The 19174-nt window shown below is 38.0% G+C and carries 11 protein-coding genes; 3 read left to right on the top strand and 8 right to left on the bottom strand.

Going from position 1 to position 19174, the window contains the following annotated elements:
* Positions 1 to 16: 16 nt before the first annotated feature.
* The 3 genes from ACYVHJ_RS01455 (at position 17) to ACYVHJ_RS01445 (ending at position 3325) form a co-directional block, all read left to right on the top strand.
* The gene (locus ACYVHJ_RS01455; RefSeq protein ID WP_339902123.1) at positions 17 to 1471 is read left to right on the top strand and encodes a TolC family protein; all 1455 of its coding nucleotides are present in this window, start codon (positions 17 to 19) and stop codon (positions 1469 to 1471) included.
* A 462-nt stretch (positions 1472 to 1933) separates the two neighbouring features.
* Positions 1934 to 2509 (top strand): pentapeptide repeat-containing protein, encoded by a 576-nt coding sequence (locus ACYVHJ_RS01450; RefSeq protein WP_460511898.1) that lies wholly within the window; start codon positions 1934 to 1936, stop codon positions 2507 to 2509.
* A 126-nt stretch (positions 2510 to 2635) separates the two neighbouring features.
* Complete coding sequence (locus ACYVHJ_RS01445) at positions 2636 to 3325, top strand: TVP38/TMEM64 family protein (protein WP_460511896.1); 690 nt, start codon at positions 2636 to 2638, stop codon at positions 3323 to 3325.
* Between the two features lie 69 nt (positions 3326 to 3394).
* Here the strand turns inward: ACYVHJ_RS01445 and ACYVHJ_RS01440 are convergent, their stop codons facing one another.
* The 8 genes from ACYVHJ_RS01440 to ACYVHJ_RS01405 form a co-directional block, all read right to left on the bottom strand.
* Positions 3395 to 4720, bottom strand: coding sequence for an amidohydrolase family protein (locus ACYVHJ_RS01440; protein WP_460511894.1), 1326 nt, complete (start codon positions 4718 to 4720; stop codon positions 3395 to 3397).
* Positions 4721 to 4928: 208 nt separating this feature from the next.
* On the bottom strand, positions 4929 to 6134 hold the full coding sequence (locus tag ACYVHJ_RS01435; protein WP_460511893.1) for a glycoside hydrolase family protein: 1206 nt from the start codon (positions 6132 to 6134) through the stop codon (positions 4929 to 4931).
* Positions 6135 to 6731: 597 nt separating this feature from the next.
* Positions 6732 to 7133, bottom strand: coding sequence for a transposase (locus tag ACYVHJ_RS01430; RefSeq protein WP_460511892.1), 402 nt, complete (start codon positions 7131 to 7133; stop codon positions 6732 to 6734).
* Between the two features lie 196 nt (positions 7134 to 7329).
* On the bottom strand, positions 7330 to 8013 hold the full coding sequence (locus ACYVHJ_RS01425) for a transposase (protein ID WP_460511891.1): 684 nt from the start codon (positions 8011 to 8013) through the stop codon (positions 7330 to 7332).
* Between the two features lie 69 nt (positions 8014 to 8082).
* Complete coding sequence (locus ACYVHJ_RS01420) at positions 8083 to 8493, bottom strand: hypothetical protein (RefSeq protein WP_014021175.1); 411 nt, start codon at positions 8491 to 8493, stop codon at positions 8083 to 8085.
* A 3-nt stretch (positions 8494 to 8496) separates the two neighbouring features.
* A complete protein-coding gene (locus ACYVHJ_RS01415) occupies positions 8497 to 9420 on the bottom strand; it encodes a hypothetical protein (RefSeq protein ID WP_460511889.1) in 924 nt (307 codons plus the stop codon).
* Positions 9421 to 18036, bottom strand: a complete 8616-nt coding sequence (locus ACYVHJ_RS01410) for a LamG-like jellyroll fold domain-containing protein (RefSeq protein WP_460511887.1) — start codon at positions 18034 to 18036, stop codon at positions 9421 to 9423.
* A 10-nt stretch (positions 18037 to 18046) separates the two neighbouring features.
* On the bottom strand, positions 18047 to 18943 hold the full coding sequence (locus tag ACYVHJ_RS01405) for a phage tail protein (RefSeq protein WP_460511885.1): 897 nt from the start codon (positions 18941 to 18943) through the stop codon (positions 18047 to 18049).
* Positions 18944 to 19174: the final 231 nt, after the last annotated feature.

The raw sequence follows: 19174 nt of genomic DNA, 5'->3' as shown, positions 1-19174 counted from the left end.
AAAACTGAACAAAATCATGAACAGAAATTCATACCAATATATCGTATTAATCCTCTTGGTACTAAGTAGCTTATCTTCTTGCAAGGTAGAAAAAGCCTCTTTGGAGAATATCAAGGTGCCACCATCAAGTTATCAGGGCACCCAACTTGTAGGGGACAGTACCAATTTAGCCATGGTGCAATGGCGATCCTTTTTTGCTGATGAGCATCTAAATCGTTTGATTGAAAAAGGACTTGAAAACAATCAGGAAGTTGCAAAAACCCTGGCGAATATAAGGATTGCGCGCGCAGCAATGACCCGAGCCAAAATGGGGCAATTGCCAGAACTCAATCTAACCGCCGGAAGCAGTGTCAGAAAGTTCGGTGATTATACCATGGATGGTGTAGGAAATGATGATACCAACCTTTCCTCTACCGTCCCCGAAGATAAAAGAATTCCCAAGCCATATACCGACTTTATGGTTGGTGCTGAGTTCAATTGGGAGTTGGACATTTGGGGTAAACTAAATATGCGGAAAAAACAGGCATTATCTGAATACATGTCCTCCGTAGAAATGGGTAACCTTGCTCGTACCTGGTTGATTGCAGAAATAGCTAAAAACTATTACAATATTATCGGCTTGGATGAAGAAATCGAAACCTTATTGTCCAATATTTCCTTTCAAGAACAAGCTTTTGAACTTGGAAAAAGTTTAAAAAATGCCGGTAAAGAAAGTCAATTGTCTATAGATCAGTTTGAAGCATTGATGTTGAATTCTAAAGGCATCCTTGTAAGAAAACGTAGAGAATTGAAGCAAGCAGAGTTAAACCTTTCCTACCTTATAGGAACTTATCCTGCGAATATTCAAAGAGAATCACTGTCTGAAGTCAATGTTTTACCTCCGGTGTTGGAAATAGGCCTACCTTCTACCCTATTAACCAAACGACCTGATGTTAGAGCTGCAGAACAAACCTTGCAGGCCAATAACCTGGAAGTGGGTATCGCGCGTACTGCCTTTTTTCCAACATTCAACCTTTATGGGATGGCAGGATTCAATGCCTTTGATTTTAGCAAACTATTTCTAAACCCTGCTTCAACAATCTACCAAATAGGGGGTGGCTTGGTTGCTCCTGTATTTAACAGAAGCAGGATCAAGGCAGCTTACGAAACAGCCAAAGCCAAACAAAAGGTAGCCTTGTATGATTATGAACAAACAGTTTTGGGTGGTTATTTGGAAGTGTTAGGTCTGGTCAATGAGTACCAAACTTTAAAAGAAGAGTTAACCCTCAAAACAGATGAGGTACTCGTGCAGAGAAGATCTGTGGACAATGCCAGTACCATGTTTAAAGTTGGTTATGCAGATTATTTAGATGTAATCAATAGTCAATCCAATTCTTTGGCCTCTGAACTAGATTATATAGAATTAAAAGTTCAACAATTACAAAGTATTGTGAGCCTTTACCGAGCATTAGGTGGGGGCTGGGAAGAGTAAAAAAACTCCACCCAAAACTGAGCGAATTGCTTATCAAATCCCCAAGACAATTATTCCTTGGGGATTTTTTGTTTCTCTAAGTCAGACAAAATTATTAACTACTATTGTAGCTCCTATTACATCATAGGATTTCCTGAGCCTTCTCAGGGAGTTTTGCAATCGCAAGAAAATCTCAAACAACAAAGATGAGGCTGATTTTGAAGTGATACTACGTAAAAACCTGAGTGCTACTTAAACTTATGAAAAAACCGTCCTTTTAGGGCTTTGGGGGGAATTTGAAAGCCATGAGAATCACCCTCAAGGTGAGACTGCTGCCCCTAATCTAATCTGGGTATTTCTTTCTATGGAACAGGTGAAAATATGCACGATTAAAAGCAATGATATTTTTTTAATGCCCACATTGACTTAAATTCGCCAAAGTAAGTCAGACTTCCCCTTAACCTTCATCAACTCTTATAAGCTATGGCAAGTGAATCATTTCACAAAACTACCTTTGATCAAATCGATTATTCAGAAAACCGAATGGCCGGTGAAGCCTACGAAAAATGTCACTTCTCCAATTGTAATTTCTCTAATAGTGACCTGTATAGAATAGAGTTTATGGATTGCCAATTTACCAATTGTAACTTTTCCATGACCAATATTGTAGATGCTGCTTTTAAAAGCGTGACATTTCAACATTGTAAAATAATGGGAATAGATTTCAGCAAATGTGATGACTTTTTGTTTGCTGCCTCTTTCACCGGTTGCACTCTCGATTACTCCATTTTTCAAGCCAAAAACTTAAAGAAAACAAAGTTTGACCACTGCTCATTGAAGGATGTTGACTTTTCTAATGCCGACCTTACTTTTGCTATTTTTGATAGCTGTGACCTATTACATGCCACCTTTTATAACAGCATTTTAGAAAAAGCTGATTTTAGAACAGCTATTAACTACAACCTTGATCCGGCAAACAACAAGATCAAAAAAGCGAAATTCTCCCTTTCCGGATTGCCCGGTTTGTTATCAAAATTCAATATAGAGGTGGATTATTGACCTTTTTATCGGTCCTAGTGATAAATATTCCCTGTTTTGAAATTTTAATGCTAACTGTTTCAGTTCGGCATTATTTTAGTGAACAACCTATTAAATTTTTCAATGGTTGATTCAAATAATTTGCAAATGTCAAAAAGAAAAACATCTAAATGGCCTTATATCTTTTCAATTTTATTTTTAGGAAGCTTGATCAGCTTGTATTTCTTCAATTCATCCGTCCATCAATTTTTCAACGAAGCGTGGGAGGTTTTGGGAAGCAATGATGAACAAAGAATATCAAATTGGGTAAACCAGTTTGAGTTTTGGGGTCCATTAATAATTGTTGCGGCAATGGTGGTCCAAATGTTTATGTTTATCATTCCTTCTTTCTTATTGATGGTGGTCACCATTTTGGCCTACGGGCCATGGCTAGGATCAGGAATTATTTTTATTGCTATCTTCACAGCCTCAACCATAGGCTATGGTGTTGGTGTGAATTTCGGTACACCGGTTATTGACCGTTTGCTCGGAGAAAAAACCGATAAGAAAATTACCGGCTTTTTGGAGGATTATGGATTTTGGGCTGTTATTGTTACCAGGTTATCCCCTTTCCTCTCCAATGATGCCATCAGTATAATAGCCGGTATGCTACGCATGGGTTATTGGAGATTTATCGGCTCCACCATGTTAGGCATATTGCCCTTAACAGCAGCTATCGCTATCTTGGGAGAAAACAGAGAGGATATGAAAACCGGATTAATTTGGTTAGGGGCTGTGAGTTTGGTAAGTTTTATACTTTATGTTTGGTGGGATAAAAGAAGAAGAAATAAAAATTAAGTCCCCCACTTAAAAACAATAAAGTGGAGGACTTAGCAATAAAGAGAAATTCAATTGATTTTCTAGCGATTAGTCAATCGTCCCACTGTTTTTTACCCATGCGCCATTTAGCATCACCCTATTGATAGCATACATGGACTTAATATCCTCAGAAGGATCCCCCTCCACCAGAATTAAATCGGCCAACTTCCCTTTCTCAATGCTTCCCAATCTTTCTTGCGTACGGAAATATTCTGCATTGATAATCGTACTGCCAGAGATCACTTCCATGGGACTCATTCCTGCTTGCACAAGCAATTCCATTTCTCTTTGATAAGCAAGCCCCGGTTTTACGTATCTTCCGGTATTGTGAGAACCTGTAACAATTTTTACCCCTGCCTTATGCGCCATGCCAACAAAATCAAGCATGTTTTTAAACCCTTTCGCCTCATATTCTTTCACGCCATCATCTCCAAATTGCTTTTCAAATGTGGCAATGGTAGGGGACAAAACAACATTATTTTTGGCAGCCAAAGCAAGGACTTCCTTCACCCTGTCTGAAGACAAATCTATTTTTGACCACAACTGATACCTACCTGCTCTTCTATTATTACTGTCCTCCTGAACAGATTTCCTGAATTCTTCTGCATCTTTAGGATCAGCAATAGAAGTACCAAAAGAGGTAACATGTTCAATTCCTTTTAAACCGGCCCTAATTGCATCATCGGCATCAACCAATTCCAGGTGTGCCACAACAGGTATCTTGTGAAAGTCTGCTGTTTTAATCACTGTTCCAATATACTTCAATGGAAGTCTAAAATAAATTTTGATTCCCGAAGCTCCATTTTCTACATACTCCCCAATTTGTGATCGGATATGATCTGCATCTTTTACCAGAGTGGCTTGTTGAACATATACCCCAGGGTAGCCATCGAGGTGTGCACCGGTCACATAAACCCTAGGCATTTCGCCGGTAGCAAAATGCTGCGCCTGATAAAACCTGATGGGATGCCCCGGATCTCTCATGGTGGTGACTCCATATTTTAAAAGCCTGCTTAGGGATTTATTATTATTGGCACTGTGGAAGTGAGCGTCAATTAACCCCGGCAATAGGCTCATCCCTTTTCCTTCTGTAACTTCTGCACCTTCAGGAATGCTCACCCGATTTTTTGATCCGATTTCAACAATTCTGTTTCCTTTGACCAAAACCGTCACATTTTCAGTGGCAGGACCACCCAAACCATCGATGAGACGAACACCTACAATGGCTTTTACCATATCATCCGTTGGCCCATTTGGAGGGTTTATCTCCAATAATGAAGGATTGGCTCCATTCTGGGAAAATACCTTACCGGTAAAAAGCAAGGCAAAGCACAATAATACTATAAAGGGTCTAGAACTTTTAACTCCGGTCATTTTTTATATTTTTTGTGATAGAAATCTTTTTATTGAAAAAGAAATGGTAAAAACCCGAAGAGTTTACGTTACCATAACCTATTAAGAATAAAGAATTATCCTTATCTGTTAAAACAAAATCCTTCTTTTTCCACCATTTTATTCTAAAGCTAAGATGTTATTTCTAATTATAGAAATTAAAGTTTAAGAATTAAAGGGATAAAACTCCTTATTTCACTTTGATCCAAGTATTTTGTGTGACATTGGAGGTAGATAAAGAGTCGATTTCATACAGCGTAGCAGAAGTATTTTCCCCTGAGTACATTCCATTCATAAAATGACAATCTGCTACTTGTGCCTGAATCCTTACTAAAGATTGACCATTCCCTATAATATTCATGGCATGTATATTATTGATTTTACCCGGTAAGGATTCTTCACCATATCCCTTGCCTCCAATAAGGATGGCGTCATGTCGACCCTCGTTGGCTTTAAAAATCACTCCATTGATATAAACATGGTGAATTCCGGCCTGATCACTGGCCCTGATTGCAATGGCCCGATACCTGTTTTCACAGGAAATATTGGTTATCACTACCTGTTCTATATCATCTTCTGGTCCATACCACCTACTGGCAGTAACCATACTATCGGTAATGTCGCCACTTTTTTTAATAAGCTCAGGGGCTGTATCGAGATTGGATAGTGCTATAAAATCATCTCCGGTAATTCCGGAAATATTGTCAATTCTAAAATTCTTACAGCCTTGCCTTAAATTGATCCCATCTTTGTTAGAGACCATATGCTGTTCTCCATTGACCCTTACAAATTCCTCATTGAAAATGGTTAGGTCAGATAGTTCGGCACCTATAGTGCGTTCAAAACTTATGGTCCAGCCATGGGTGTTTTCAAACCTTACATTTTTAATAGTAAAGTGCTTTACATAGCCAATTAGCATCATAATGTTTCGCCAGTCGCCTTTTTGCTTTCGGTTCGGTTTTCCGGCATCAGTTCCGTAACTTACTCTCCAATTTCCTTTTTCTTGTTCAAGCTTTGGGTTCAAAGTAAGCATTCTCGCTCCATCCCCTGTTGCCCGTGGATTATTAGCTCCTTTCAGAATTGCTTTCCCAACCCCATAAATGCTTATATTTTCATTCCAGCCAGGATCAGTTATGCCTAATCCTACATTATCAGATCTAAACATATTGTCCCTGCTGGTATCAGAAAGTTGAAGGGTACAATTGTCCAAAACCAAAGTGAGATTGCTTGGCAATAAAATGGCACTATCGATCATCCAAATGTTGGTACCGTTGGCATTAACCCTTGGTATACGTACCAAATTCGAAGTGTTTTTGGCTTTTTGAATGGCTTGTGAAATTCGCTCTGTATCTGTACCATCAAAGTCATTGGGGCTGACTGATGCCTGCCCAGTCATTGCAAAGACATTAGCAGGTTTTATTAATATAAAGTTTACGAAAAAGACACTTATTACAAACGCAATTAAATACTTGGGCATAAGGAGTTCAAATCTATATGGATTAATCTTCACAACTGTTTATTTAGGCAATTGAGAAAATAACTAAAACATGAATTTATCGAATAATTGTAAGTAAATTCAATATTATAACCATTTTAAACTCGGATTATGTAATAGGATTTCTCCGCCCTGACAATGGATAGGGGTGAAGCCTGTCCCGTGTTTACGGGAAGTGTTGCAATCGCAAGAAAATCAGGCTGTTTGTAGATTTTAGCATAGCACCGCTATGGTGAAATTGAAAACAGCAACGATTGGGTATTTTGAAGCGATTTCAGCACCTAATAGATTGTCTATTGCATATTTCGGGCAATGTCGTTTAGTTAAGGTTTATAAGTTATAAAATTACTGGGTCTGGCACTATACCTTTTTATTCTAGGAACTGACCTGTTGGGCCGTACTATTTCAAGTTGAAGCAACAGTTTGAAAGCATAATCAGATATTTTTCCAATGATTTTGTCCATTCCTTGTTTGAGTTGATCAATTATAGATTTGGTTTTACGATACGCCTGGGTTCTGTTGATCTGATAAGTGTTTTTTCCGTTTTTTATTACAGTAGTCAATCCCTTTTTTGGTAAGTGTTTTACTGAGGATGTTGCTCAAGTTGGCCCTGAGAATGATTCTATTAAAATCCTGGAGAACGGCCCTGGCCGTCTTTCCGCTCAGGTTTTCAAGTTCCGCCCTAGTTTTGAGTAGCTTGAAAGACTCTTCAACAGGCCATCTTTTCCTGTAAAGCTCACGTATTTCCTTGACAGGGTACTTCTTATGGTCAACTAGGTTGGTTATCAATATATGGTCTTCTCCTGATGCAATCGGTACCCGTACCAGCCTTAACTTGAGTGCCTCAGTAGGAATATTCCTTTCCCTACACCTGTTTAAGGCCTCTTTGGAAGGGGACACCTCTATGATCTACTGTTTTTGGGTAGATGCTAAAAATGCCTTTGCATGTTTCCATCTGTTTGCCTTTACCCTGATGACAAAGGATTTCTGTTGCTGAACCAATGAGGACATGAGCCAAAAGGCCGCATAAGCCCTATCCATTATAAGCAGGTCGCCCTGCCCTAGACAGGGAAGATGACTTTCACACAGAGCAAGTTCACTTGTCCTGTAATGTTTGATCTTGGCATCTGATTTGGTTGAGTACATCGTAGGCTTGGGAAACACGGGCCAACACTACTTTTCTCCCGTTTTCAGTCCGGGTTTCGAAATGGCCAAAACCTTTTGCCAACTCTTTGCTGTAAGGAAGCTGCAAAGTACTGCCGTCGATACCTATAAGCCGAAAACCTTTCCATTTACGGATATGGCTAGCTTTATTATAATAAAAAGAACATTGTTGTTCATTGAGCCATGTAAACACCTTCGGGTTTAGTTTGGATCGTTGCTGACTGAATGCTCCTTTGGAATAGCTGACCGATTTGTCGGAAAAAAAATTATCAAGTTCTTGCTGAACACTCGATTTACCCAGGCCCAACATGAAGTAGATAAGATCTGTAAAACCCAAACACCGCTGACGAACAAACGCTGTGTCAGTCGTACGGAACCTATCGCGTGTTAATCCATTTTCTATATTGTTTTTTAATAGTTTTAAAAAGTCCTTCGAAAAGGAAAAGGACTTGATTGTTGTTAGATTATTTTCAAAAAAACTACGCTCCCTTTTCTTTCCTAAAAATAATAAAAATTTCTTAACTAAACGACATTGATATTTCGGGTTAAATTTAAAACTAAATCCATTTGGGCAACCAATAGTAAGGAATTCCTCTAAATCATTACCCAGATTCAATATACTGGTTTACATTTTTAAAAGTCTTTAATTAATCTAAGAAACTTAGAAAAAATGCCTTCTTCCTTCTCATTCTATCAATTGAAAATCACCTTGTTCAACGTAAGTCAATTCTGTTGATACGGCTGTTTTCACTAATTCTGCAATATTTTTGCCATTTACCAGTGTCACCGGATTACTTTTTACCCCTTCCTCTATAAACGACATACTGTAAGGTGACCCATTTATGGTATATTCGATTTTTGAAGCGTTTGTATTGCGGTTATTGTTTGTTGTAACTTCGATCTGAACGGCGTATTTAATATCGGGAGAAATACAATCTGAATCTAGCACTTCAGTTCCATCTTCATAAACAAATTTAATTCCAATTGGGTGATACCTTTCTTCATTCCCTAAAAGACCTGTATTGTCCTCCTTAATACAGCTGACACAATAAATGGTCAAAAAAATTAGTATAAATATATTTCTTGCAATTTTCATGACTCACTCTTTTAAAATTATTTCTACGTTTTTTTCAAGATCACCCGTTTTCAATAGATAATCGGCGGCCAGTAAATCCGTAAAAAGCACCTCCCCATTGACAATAGGCAATTTTGCATATTCAATCTGGTCTTTAAATAAAATAACTTCCCCTCCATTTTGATCCGATACAACTTTGATGGCTCCTCCATTGTAACAAACAGCATCCTTTTTGTATATTTTTATAGTGCTTGATGTTATGCTATAACGTACACTTATTATCCATTGGTTTTTCACTGATTCATCCTGTGATAAAACATCCAGGTATACAGGACTTGAGAAATCCAGCACACTCGTACCCGAGATTAGTTGTTGACCTCTATGGAATAATTTACTACCATCACTTAATTCAAAAACACCTTTTAGTAAGGTGGGATTAACCCCCTTGTTAAGATAAAGAACCATCTCTTGGTCATTTTCAGTTTTATTCACTACTTCAATATCCTTAAAACTAAAGTCAAGTAATTGCGCTTCATTATTTAGCGCAGGACTTGCAATACTGAAAGCCTGCGATAAATTACCGCGTAAGGCATTGGTTTCAAATTTTACTGTTTCGGATATATCTGATACTTGATTTTTCTCAGAATCATAAACCTTAAAATGGATGGTTTCACCTAGGGTATTAGAAAACACATTAAAATACGCATAATACCTGTCTTTGCTTTTCACATAAATCAAATTGGTAGTACCTCTACATTCTCCATTTACAAATGCACCAACTTTATCGCTCGTACTATTTAAATTAAGACCGTCAATATTTAAGAATGAAACAAATGACATGGTATATTCGAAGTTATTTTCCTCTACCACCCATTCAGGCTCTTGCCCATAACCATTTGTACAGAAAAAAAAGAGTATTGCCAGCCTAATAATTGATCCTTTCATCATCTATTCTTTTATAACCTTAAAAGTATAAGGTAGGAATGTGTTCTTGAATTTAATCTTCAGAATATAAAGCCCACTCCCCACATCGGGGTTAAGTATGAGTGTATTAATTCCTTTATTTATACTTTTCCCATAAGTATTTACCAACTGACCAAACGTATTAAACAATTGAATATTGATAAAATCATCCTGGTTGGAAATTAGCTTTATCTGCAATTCCTCTTTGAAAGGGCTGGGGAAAATTTTAATTCCACCCAATATTTCATTCCCTAATACTACCGGATTTTCTACCGTTCCAAGCACATTGTTTGCAGTGAAATGGAAAGTTTTGTGGGTAGGAATCATGTGCTCACCATCACCTATATAGAAGGTTAACTCCTTATTGGTCTCCCCAAAAACAGTAATAAAACTTAAATTTTGATTCCCAATCACTTGATTTACTGCTTTTCCTCTTAAACCACCCTTATCATCAATTGCAAAGAGTTCGTGGTAGCCTTCGGGTAACAACACTACTGCATTCATATTGTCCGAAAATCTAGCAAATTCAGCCGGTATCACTTCCTCCGGTGTTTGAATCTTAAGATTCGACATTCGGGAATTAGAGAAATCCCATAAAAACCTAGGGTAGGTGAATATTTGCTCTTGGCTAGATCGCAGCATATAACCTTTATTGGCTTCTAAATAATTTAAAGTACCACTCCAACCATTTACCTCATCATATATGGCAAATTGATTTTGAGATTTAATAACATCCCCTTCATGAGCATCGAAAGATGACAGACCTTCATTCAATGCAACATTGTTTTTTAAAGGATAGGGTAACCAATTCCAATTGAGCTTGATAGGAAAACTCCATGAATCTAAATTGACAGAAGAACCGGAAAGAATTAAATCCTGTCGACTATTAAACTTCGCTTTATACATGTAAGAAGTAGATAAACCACCATGCTCACTTATTTCACCATTCCATGAACTGGATTCAGGAGAATTCTCATTTTTAAAATAGGTTTCTAATTTCGAGGGGCTATTGCTCATTAGCCTGTCCGACGTTTCTAAAACCATTCCTTCTGTTAATACATTTAAATTTGAAAAATTTTGATCCTCAACATTTAGAGACAACCATGTCCATCCTTGATTCAATTGTATTATTTGCTCTACAACCCCTGAATTTTCAAACATTGAGGTATTAGTCTGAGTGCCTATTATGGTGTTTTCATTAAAAGTAACCGTCAACTTCTCATCTAAAGTTGCCTGAACAACTTGTCCTTTTGAAGCATCCCATATTTTAAAATTAATTAAATCACTGTAAGCCGAATCACTATAGACCGTTAAAAACACAAAGTATTCCTGATAGGCCTCATCCCAAACCATGTCCGCTACGCCCCTTAGCTCACCATTAGAGAAAGCTGAAACTTTATCATAAATGTCATCAGAATAAACACCATCTATGCTAACCCGACCGACAATATTCATACTATAATTAAAACTATTCGGATCTATGACCCAATCAGGATCTTCTGCTAAGACCCTAAGTTTCAATTGTAGTTTCTCGTCTAACCCGAAATCAGTTTGTAAATATAGGTCTTCTATGTATTCTCCTGTTGCCAGACCTTCATCAACACTAGCTGTTATCACTACCTTACTATCCGGCAACAATGTTCCCGAAGAACTGCTCAAAGATAACCAACTTGGAATGCCAGAAATCGCAAAGGGCTGGGTTTGCCCCCCTTTGTTTAAGATGCTTATTTCAAAGAATGTAGCTTCTTCACCAATTTTGGTAAGGTCAACAACATCGTTGTGGCCGTCTACAAACCAACTCATCTCATTTTTTTGTATAAAAGCTGTCCAGGTTATTGGGGATTGTTGCATATTATCAGAAGCATCAAACATTCGATGAACGGTAATATCTAATACCTGTCCTTCTACCACTGCCCAATCTGAAATCACAGGTTCCAAAATCATTTCATCTTCATTGATCACATGATTCACCTGGAATTTGATTAGGTTTCTTTCAGGCTTTATGGCAGGAACATCATTTGAAAAATTAACAGCACCGACATTCATCGTACCATAGGAAGTGCTCATTTCTCCACCACTGACAACGTGGTAATATAGTGGCCCCTTATCAGTTGCAGTGTTAGGTGCATTCATTCTGGCATAAAGTAATAGGCCAATACTTTCCACATCAATTTCATGGTACCTATCTCTAGAAATTTGATCAACATTCCTAAGGGTATTCCAAAGACGGAATTCATCGATTTTTCCAGTAAAAACACGGTCCACTGTTTCATTATTCCCTAGATCTCTAAATCCTCTCGCTCCTATCCAAACCTTATCTCCGGAAAACCCACCTATATCAGTCATAGGATTGGAGGATACTTGTTGGGCATCCACGTAGGTTCTTAGAGCACCATTTCGATTGAATAATAGTGTGATGTGGTGCCAAGAATTATCAGCGACACTTGCAGCGGTTAACACATAGGTATTTTCTTCACTGGCCAAATACAAAGCTCCGGATGAATTCATATTGATCGACCATTTGTTCGCCAAACCGTTGGACTGGATCGGATCCTTTCCTTCTAGTGTGCCATCACCTATTCCTCTTCCATTTGAGAAAATAGTTGCCTCTTGCGGAGTTTCTGTTTTGATCCAAAAGGAAATAGTTGCATCCATTTCATTGGTCAACTGAACAAAACCAACATCATCCAAGGCCAAGTATTGCCCATTACTAAAGGAATAAGCAGTTCCTTTAGGCTTAATATCCCATTCCGCTTTCACTAATGCATGTTTAAATCGTGCAAGATCATTAGCAAGCTCTCCACGTCCCTCGTTCAGCGGCCAATAACCTACCAAATTAGCCTCTTTCCCTTGGAGCTTGCTATACATCCCGGCATATGCATCGCTCAAAGTTTTTGATACTGACCACAACCGGAGATCATGAATGTTTCCAATGAAAGAATTTCCACCAATAATTAAGGGGTTGTTATTTGTAAATGCTGTGTTTGCCGAGCCGGCACCCCCACCTATTTCCCTATCATCCTCATATATACTTAGCGTTCCCAATTCATTGTTATGCGAAAATGTATAGTGATGAGATAATTCGTCATTTGCGATAGTTCCATGGGCTGTGATATCCCCAAGGGTTACAAATATCTCATGGTCCTCCAAGTTGATGGTTAGCCCGTCTTTTTGTTCAACAATTGTAGCTGTGCTTTCTGTAGTGGAATTATTCATCCAAAACTCAAGGGTCAAATCACCGGACACTAACCTTGGGCTTTCAATAGTTACCGTGTTACTATCCCCCTCAAAATACAAAGAAACACTATGATCAATTGGCAGTTGGTTGGATTGTCCTTTTATCTCAATGGTGCTTACTGCACTATTGAAATACATATTTTCGTTGAATTTTACCCGGAGGTCTTCTCCCACTCCTAAAATACCATCTATAGGAAATGGTGTACCAAATTGCCTTGGGGCTTCTAAATTAACTGTTCCAGAAATTACGTCAGAAATATATACTGTACCATTTTCACATATACTTCTTGCTCTTATTTCGTAAACTCCATCTTGTAACTGAAGTCCTGCAATATCAAAAGGAAAATTAATGTTTGGTTTTTCAATCAACGCAATTTCCGTTTCGCCATTCCCGACAGCCTCATCGTAAAATGCCTCCGTATTGTAGTAGGTATACAGGCGTGTCCAGTTTGGCGATGTTGCTAAACGGTATTCTAAATCTATCTTTTTGAAGTTATCAAATGTCTGATTATAATCTGATAAGGTAATCAACAAGGGCTTTGAAAGGTCGGAATGATTATCATAAGCTGCATCTAAATTGTATACCCAATTATCCTGAGGTGCACTTACTTTTACTTGAGAACAGGTTGGAATAAAATGGGCCGATATTAAAACGTCATCAAAAACGTTTACAGGATCACAAAGTGATTGTAAAACCACCCTTATATTTTCATAATCGTAGACATCTGCAATTTTCTTATCCAAGGTCAAAGTATAATCTACAGTTTGTCCGTAAGGTACAAATATTACGGTTCCATTGGGCGATACATTGATATCAGGTGCATTAGGATTTGATGTATTGTCGATTATTAACTCAAAGTAATTAAAATTTGCATTATCACTAGTTGCATCTGCTAAATTTTGAAAAGACAGATGAAATTCTGCGGTATTGCCTTCCGGAATATTAAATATTTCTGCAACCTCTACGGTAATTTGAGGATCTTCTGCCTTTTGAGTTGCATTGCTTAAGGTTTCCCTATCCGCCTCTGCCAGAGCAACAATGGGGTTAGCAGGATCATAGGAGGAATGATTATAAAAATGAGACAACTCTTTGCCCTCATATGGGCAAGATGTTCTACCTCCAACAGTTGTGAAAATCGGTCCGTTACCATCAAATAGGTTAAAAACATCAATACTCAAAATGTTTGCAGGATCATTGTCCTTCAAGGTATATTTAAAGGTCGTAGTTTCAGCTTCTTCTTTGGTAATACCTGCACTAAAATCTTGAGCCAAGGAAAAGACAGTGGTAGAAACAAGGCCTAACGCATCATTAATTTCAAATCCTATATCATATTGCAAGCTTTCTTCCAACTCAATATTATAAGCCAAAGAGGAGGAATTAATAAGCTCTGTTTCTACACTCCTACTTACTTCGCCTACACCCGAATCAAATGAAATATTACCGGATGATTGGGAGTTTACCAATGATTTATTCCTAGCGGCAAGGTCAAGTTTTTCCTTCAATAACGCTTGGTAAGGAACACCAACATCTGAACGATTTAATTCATTCTCTAAATCAGACATATAAATATCTAAATAATCATCAGCAGCTTTTATAAACGAATCAGATTCATTTAAAGCCAAATATTTCTTTCGTTCATTTTCAAGAATAATCTTACGCCACAACCTGATTTGTTCTTCGTACCAAAACAAACTATTGGCGCCTTCTACAGGAATATGATTTCTGAGATTTTCTGCAATCAACTCATATTGAGGTATTAAATCGTTAATTATGTACTTTTGAGAGTATACAAAAAAGGTATTGGTCGGTTTAGTATTTATATATATAGCTTTTTGCTTATTTAAATAAATGTCATCACCATTTGCATTGGTCAACCTATAATTATTGTTCGGATCTCCAATCGGTGCAATGTCAGCTTTAAAGTCATCATAAGATCCTATGGCATAATTACTAGCGTTCCCTATATACAAATCCCCATCAGCACCCACAAATTCCGGGTCATCACTGGTCGAAATGGTTTGATTAAACGTATAGGTTTTTGTTAAACTTAAAGCATCTGAAGAAGAAGTTTCCAGCGTTATATTGCCGGTAAGGTCATTGACCACTTCTGTTTTCACCTCAATCGAGGCTCCCGGAACTCCCCCAACAAAGGTAACAGCTCCTCCCATCATTAATTTTAAGGTTTGAGAAAGCCCTCCGGATAAGGTGGACATGGATTCTGTGGTAAAACTTAAGGTTTGACCTGCCTCTATGGATGCAAAACTGTTGGACCCGGGAGGGTCTCGGAGAATAATATCCGGGATTTCAGGAGCTACTGTAAGGGGTGGAGCAGAAGTCCCATCAGGAGCCCCTCCTAGTATAATCCCGTCAGGAATATAATTTTCTGCCGGATAAGAAATCCCCCCAATAACATACTGTATATCCAAACTTCGTGTATATGGGAACGTAGTATTGGGAACACCCCCTTGAAACGAATAATAGGAAATACTATTGTCTACTGTATCCTTTTCGATCTCTTCAGAGCCTAAAATTGCTAAATTATTATTGATTTTTAATTCCCCATCTATAATTGGCACAACATCTTCAATTATACTGTCTCCATCCATGTTCACGTATCTTTCAAATGTGGATAGGGTTATGGCATAACTTGCAGCCTGCTCATAAATCAACACCTCTTTACTAGCGTCTGCCGGGTGGGTTAACCCTTCAGTGCTTATAAAGTACTCACTACTATCTGCATTAAAAAACTGTAGTGAATCTGTTGAAGTTTGGTCGATGACACGCAATACTGGCGTAGAACGGTACACAAAGCTTTTTTCAAAATGAAAGGGTACCCCTTCCAAAATATCATTGTTTGGAAGAATAAACTCCGGAGTTAAAAGCGGTGGAATACTTGAAAAATTTATACTTTCATTTGATGTTCCAATTATAGCTGAATTAATGCTCTCATTACTGGAAATTGTTAAGCCTGGTGTATCTCCCCCTTCAATTTCATAATTCAATGGCATCACTTCAACACGATACTCGCCGGATTCGCTATTCGTTTTAAAGTTAAATTTTGTGTAATCGGTGACACCTCCGGCACCTGGTGGATCATACTGAAACGCAAAACTAGCCACCCCTATATTATTTTTCGAACTAACAACCAAAGGAATGGGCTTAAAATTTTCAATTGTATCGTTGATTACATAAAGCCCATTTTCACCAAATCCTATTGGCTTACTTGCTTCCACTGCTCCACCAACTACACGTCCAACCGCAGTTACTCTGGTCTCATCAATAAATACCACCGGCTCCTGAGCATCTTCAAAAAATTCTTTAAAAGTACCGGTTTCAGCAGGAAATCTACCATTGTAAGAAAAGGAATGACCATTTTTTTCAACCCGTATAAAATGATTTCCAATAGGTACACTAATTTCAAAATTACCGGCTTCATCCGACAGTACAGGTGTATTGTTTTCATCAATTACGATTTGTCCATCAATGTAGATCGTAGCTCCGGAGACTGGAATACTGGCATAGCGTTCCAGTCGAAAATTGGTAGAGTCGTTCTCATCATAGTAATTAATCCAATATTCACCTTTATTATAAGTGCCTGCATTTACTCCTGTAAGCTTCTCATATCGATTATAGTTTTCATCGATAATTCCGGGACCTGTAACATATTCATCTCCATCATTCAATCCGGACAAATTTCCACCATTTACCTCTACGTAGGAAGGGAACACCTTTCTGGTATCGTACAATATTTTTCCTTTAAAGATAAAGGAGGACTTATCGATAAAATCAATTTTATTTACCACCTCTGAGCCCTGACCTAAAAAGACCAGTTGTTGATTGGGTTCAAACTTGTGTTGGCCATAAACAGGGGTAATTTTAAATGATTCTCCTGTTCCGGAGTAGGGAATGGAATTAATCTGATAATTGCCATTTTCATCGGTTACCCCTAAGATTCCCAATTGACTAGCAGATGGGATTGCACCAGGTCCAGATACAAAAGTGATATTTTCTAATTTACCGTGATTTCTATTATATGTATAGTCTTCTCGTGAAGCATCATAGGCATAATCCCCTTGATTTTCGTTGGCGCTTAAATAGACTATCAAACCCGGATCGTCACCACTGATATACCTTTTATAATCTGTTCGGATAGCAGCGGCTGTTTCTATGCGATTCCATAAGCGAATTTCATCGATCAGAGCTGTTTTTCCACCACCTATTCTGACCTTGTTCCAAACAGCCTTCCCTAGTTGAAAATTAATAAGACTTATATCCTCGGAAATCTCTAAATATGGAGTATTTATATTTTGGTCTATCTCGGCTCGTGCTTTATGTACAGCATCCCGGTACTCCTTTGTCATTGGGCGGCCATTGATAAATAGGGATGGAGCCATTCCATCCCTCAACTGTATCGAAAAATGAGTAAAGTAATCATTGAAATTAGCTACAGGGACCATAATATCATCACCTCGGGCATCGATATCTCCAGAAGGAAATACATTTTTGATAAGGAACAAACTCTCTTTTATTTTAACTTCCAATTCGTTTGCCAATATTTTTACTCTGACATTAACATCTATGTTATTACCGTTTGCCTCAGTTAGTCTAAACAGCCTGATCGGGCTCCCATTATCATCAGTATAAGGACTATTGATGTCCGGTTTTACCCAAGCCTGTAAAGTAGCCAACGAATCAATTGGTTTATTTAATTTATTGATCTCAAGCTTAGCGTTAGAAGGGATTTTCAAACTACTCCCATAGCTTATGGAACTCCCACTCGATTCGGCAACTACCGTTACGTTTTTCACCGGATTTCCACCTTCAAAATTAACATTTCCGGTAATGACCGCAGTAGGATTTCTAAACCCTATACCTGTGATATAATTGGTATAAAGCTCTTCATCCTCCATTACATTTTCAGCCAACACTTTATATTCATACAGTTTTCCTCCATCCACGTACTTGTCTTCATAGGTACCGGAGGGCTGTGGGGTAATATCAGCTATTGGTTGAAAATTTTCATTACTTCCAAGTTCTCTACGTAAAATTTTGATGTTTGTAATGTTGTAAATATTATTTCTAAGTCGCCATTCTATCAAAATCTTATCACCAAAATAACCTTTGGAAACACTAAAAGATTCTTCTGCAAAAGTACCATACAGGTAAAGTACATCCCATGGAAAACGTAAATCTGTTGGAGTGGTGTTATTGGATGTTCCTAAAAAAGGCAGCCCTACCTGAATTGTAAAACCTTCATTTTGTATGGCTTGTGAGACAGTAACTTCCTTGGCTCCTTCCTCCTGTTGTGCATAAAGGAAGGAAATCAACATACTCAATATCAGTGTAAGAAATAATTTTCTCATCCCCCTGAAATTATAATTTGATGATGTAGTTCACCCCATAGTTTATAGGACGAGATTCAGTTCCTTCAGAAGACGTATTTCCGGAAACAGCATGGGTATGTATCCCACTTAAATCGGTTTTTACTGTAGATACCCCTCCATCCTGGGCTTGTATATTAAACGCTGTTGAACCGCTATTACCATCATTAACAAACTTCCTGTTCATTAACTTTAAGGGATGTGAGTGTTCACCATTATTAGAAGTAGTTAAATCCACGCTGTGGTTGTGCGCCATGTTGGAATCTTGCTGTGTGGAATTTATACCACCATCCCTTCTATTATCGGCAAACTGGGCATCAGCGTTGACCCCTACCCCTCTTAAAAACATAGCCCTCAAATCTGGTGCATTGGTACTCCCCAGTAAAGCAATGAGATTTTCAGCCCCATTGATATTTGTTAGAGATTGTCCATCGCACAGCACCCAACCAATTGGAGCTGTAGCCCCAACAAAAGGCATGATAGCTCCGGTCGGCACCCCGTTATTAGCTGCTATTGCATAAGGAACGTGCTTTAGTTTTTCCTCTGACACAAGAACATTCCCCTCAGTAATTTTTAAATAGATTTGCTGATTAGCAAATATGGAATTATTGGTAGCAGCAGGACTTATAACATGGGAAAATACACCAAAAGCATCAGTATTTAGGCTTACTGTTTCTGGAGCCCCAACTTCAACTTTAGCATTTCCATTATTGCTATCAAAATAAAAAAACTCGAAAGTAAGGGAAATTTGGGCATTTGCTTTAGCCGTATTATTGTCATCTCTTGCAATACCTTGTATCGCTATATCAGCCATTTCAGCAGAAGTCTGAGCCAAAGAAAAAGAACAAGAGAATACTATTAATACAATGAGAATAAGTTGAGTTTTCATGGTAATTATTTTAATAAAGACATTCAAGACAAAAGAGAACTATCAACCCTCCTTTCTAATTTTTAACCAAATATTATTAGGTATTTATAAGCAGTATAATGGGAATAACGCACCTAAAAGTAAATCAGGAAAAGGTCAAAAATCAATCAAACTGAATCACTAACAGGTCAATTTGGGTAATCAACCGGTCAAATTAACCTTTGAGGAGGTTTGGTATTGAATTATTGCGGT

This window comes from Cyclobacterium sediminis (assembly GCF_054781075.1).
Note: the sequence above shows the minus strand (reverse complement) of the source record. Positions and strands in the feature narration are given on the sequence as shown.

Bases quoted from the DNA above. Each gene is read 5' to 3' on its own strand.
- ACYVHJ_RS01455 (WP_339902123.1), top strand. From the start codon at position 17: ATGAACAGAAATTCATACCAATATATCGTATTAATCCTCTTGGTACTA.
- ACYVHJ_RS01450 (WP_460511898.1), top strand. From the start codon at position 1,934: ATGGCAAGTGAATCATTTCACAAAACTACCTTTGATCAAATCGATTAT.
- ACYVHJ_RS01445 (WP_460511896.1), top strand. From the start codon at position 2,636: ATGTCAAAAAGAAAAACATCTAAATGGCCTTATATCTTTTCAATTTTA.
- ACYVHJ_RS01440 (WP_460511894.1), bottom strand. From the start codon at position 4,720: ATGACCGGAGTTAAAAGTTCTAGACCCTTTATAGTATTATTGTGCTTT.
- ACYVHJ_RS01435 (WP_460511893.1), bottom strand. From the start codon at position 6,134: ATGACTGGGCAGGCATCAGTCAGCCCCAATGACTTTGATGGTACAGAT.
- ACYVHJ_RS01420 (WP_014021175.1), bottom strand. From the start codon at position 8,493: ATGAAAATTGCAAGAAATATATTTATACTAATTTTTTTGACCATTTAT.
- ACYVHJ_RS01415 (WP_460511889.1), bottom strand. From the start codon at position 9,420: ATGATGAAAGGATCAATTATTAGGCTGGCAATACTCTTTTTTTTCTGT.
- ACYVHJ_RS01410 (WP_460511887.1), bottom strand. From the start codon at position 18,036: ATGAGAAAATTATTTCTTACACTGATATTGAGTATGTTGATTTCCTTC.
- ACYVHJ_RS01405 (WP_460511885.1), bottom strand. From the start codon at position 18,943: ATGAAAACTCAACTTATTCTCATTGTATTAATAGTATTCTCTTGTTCT.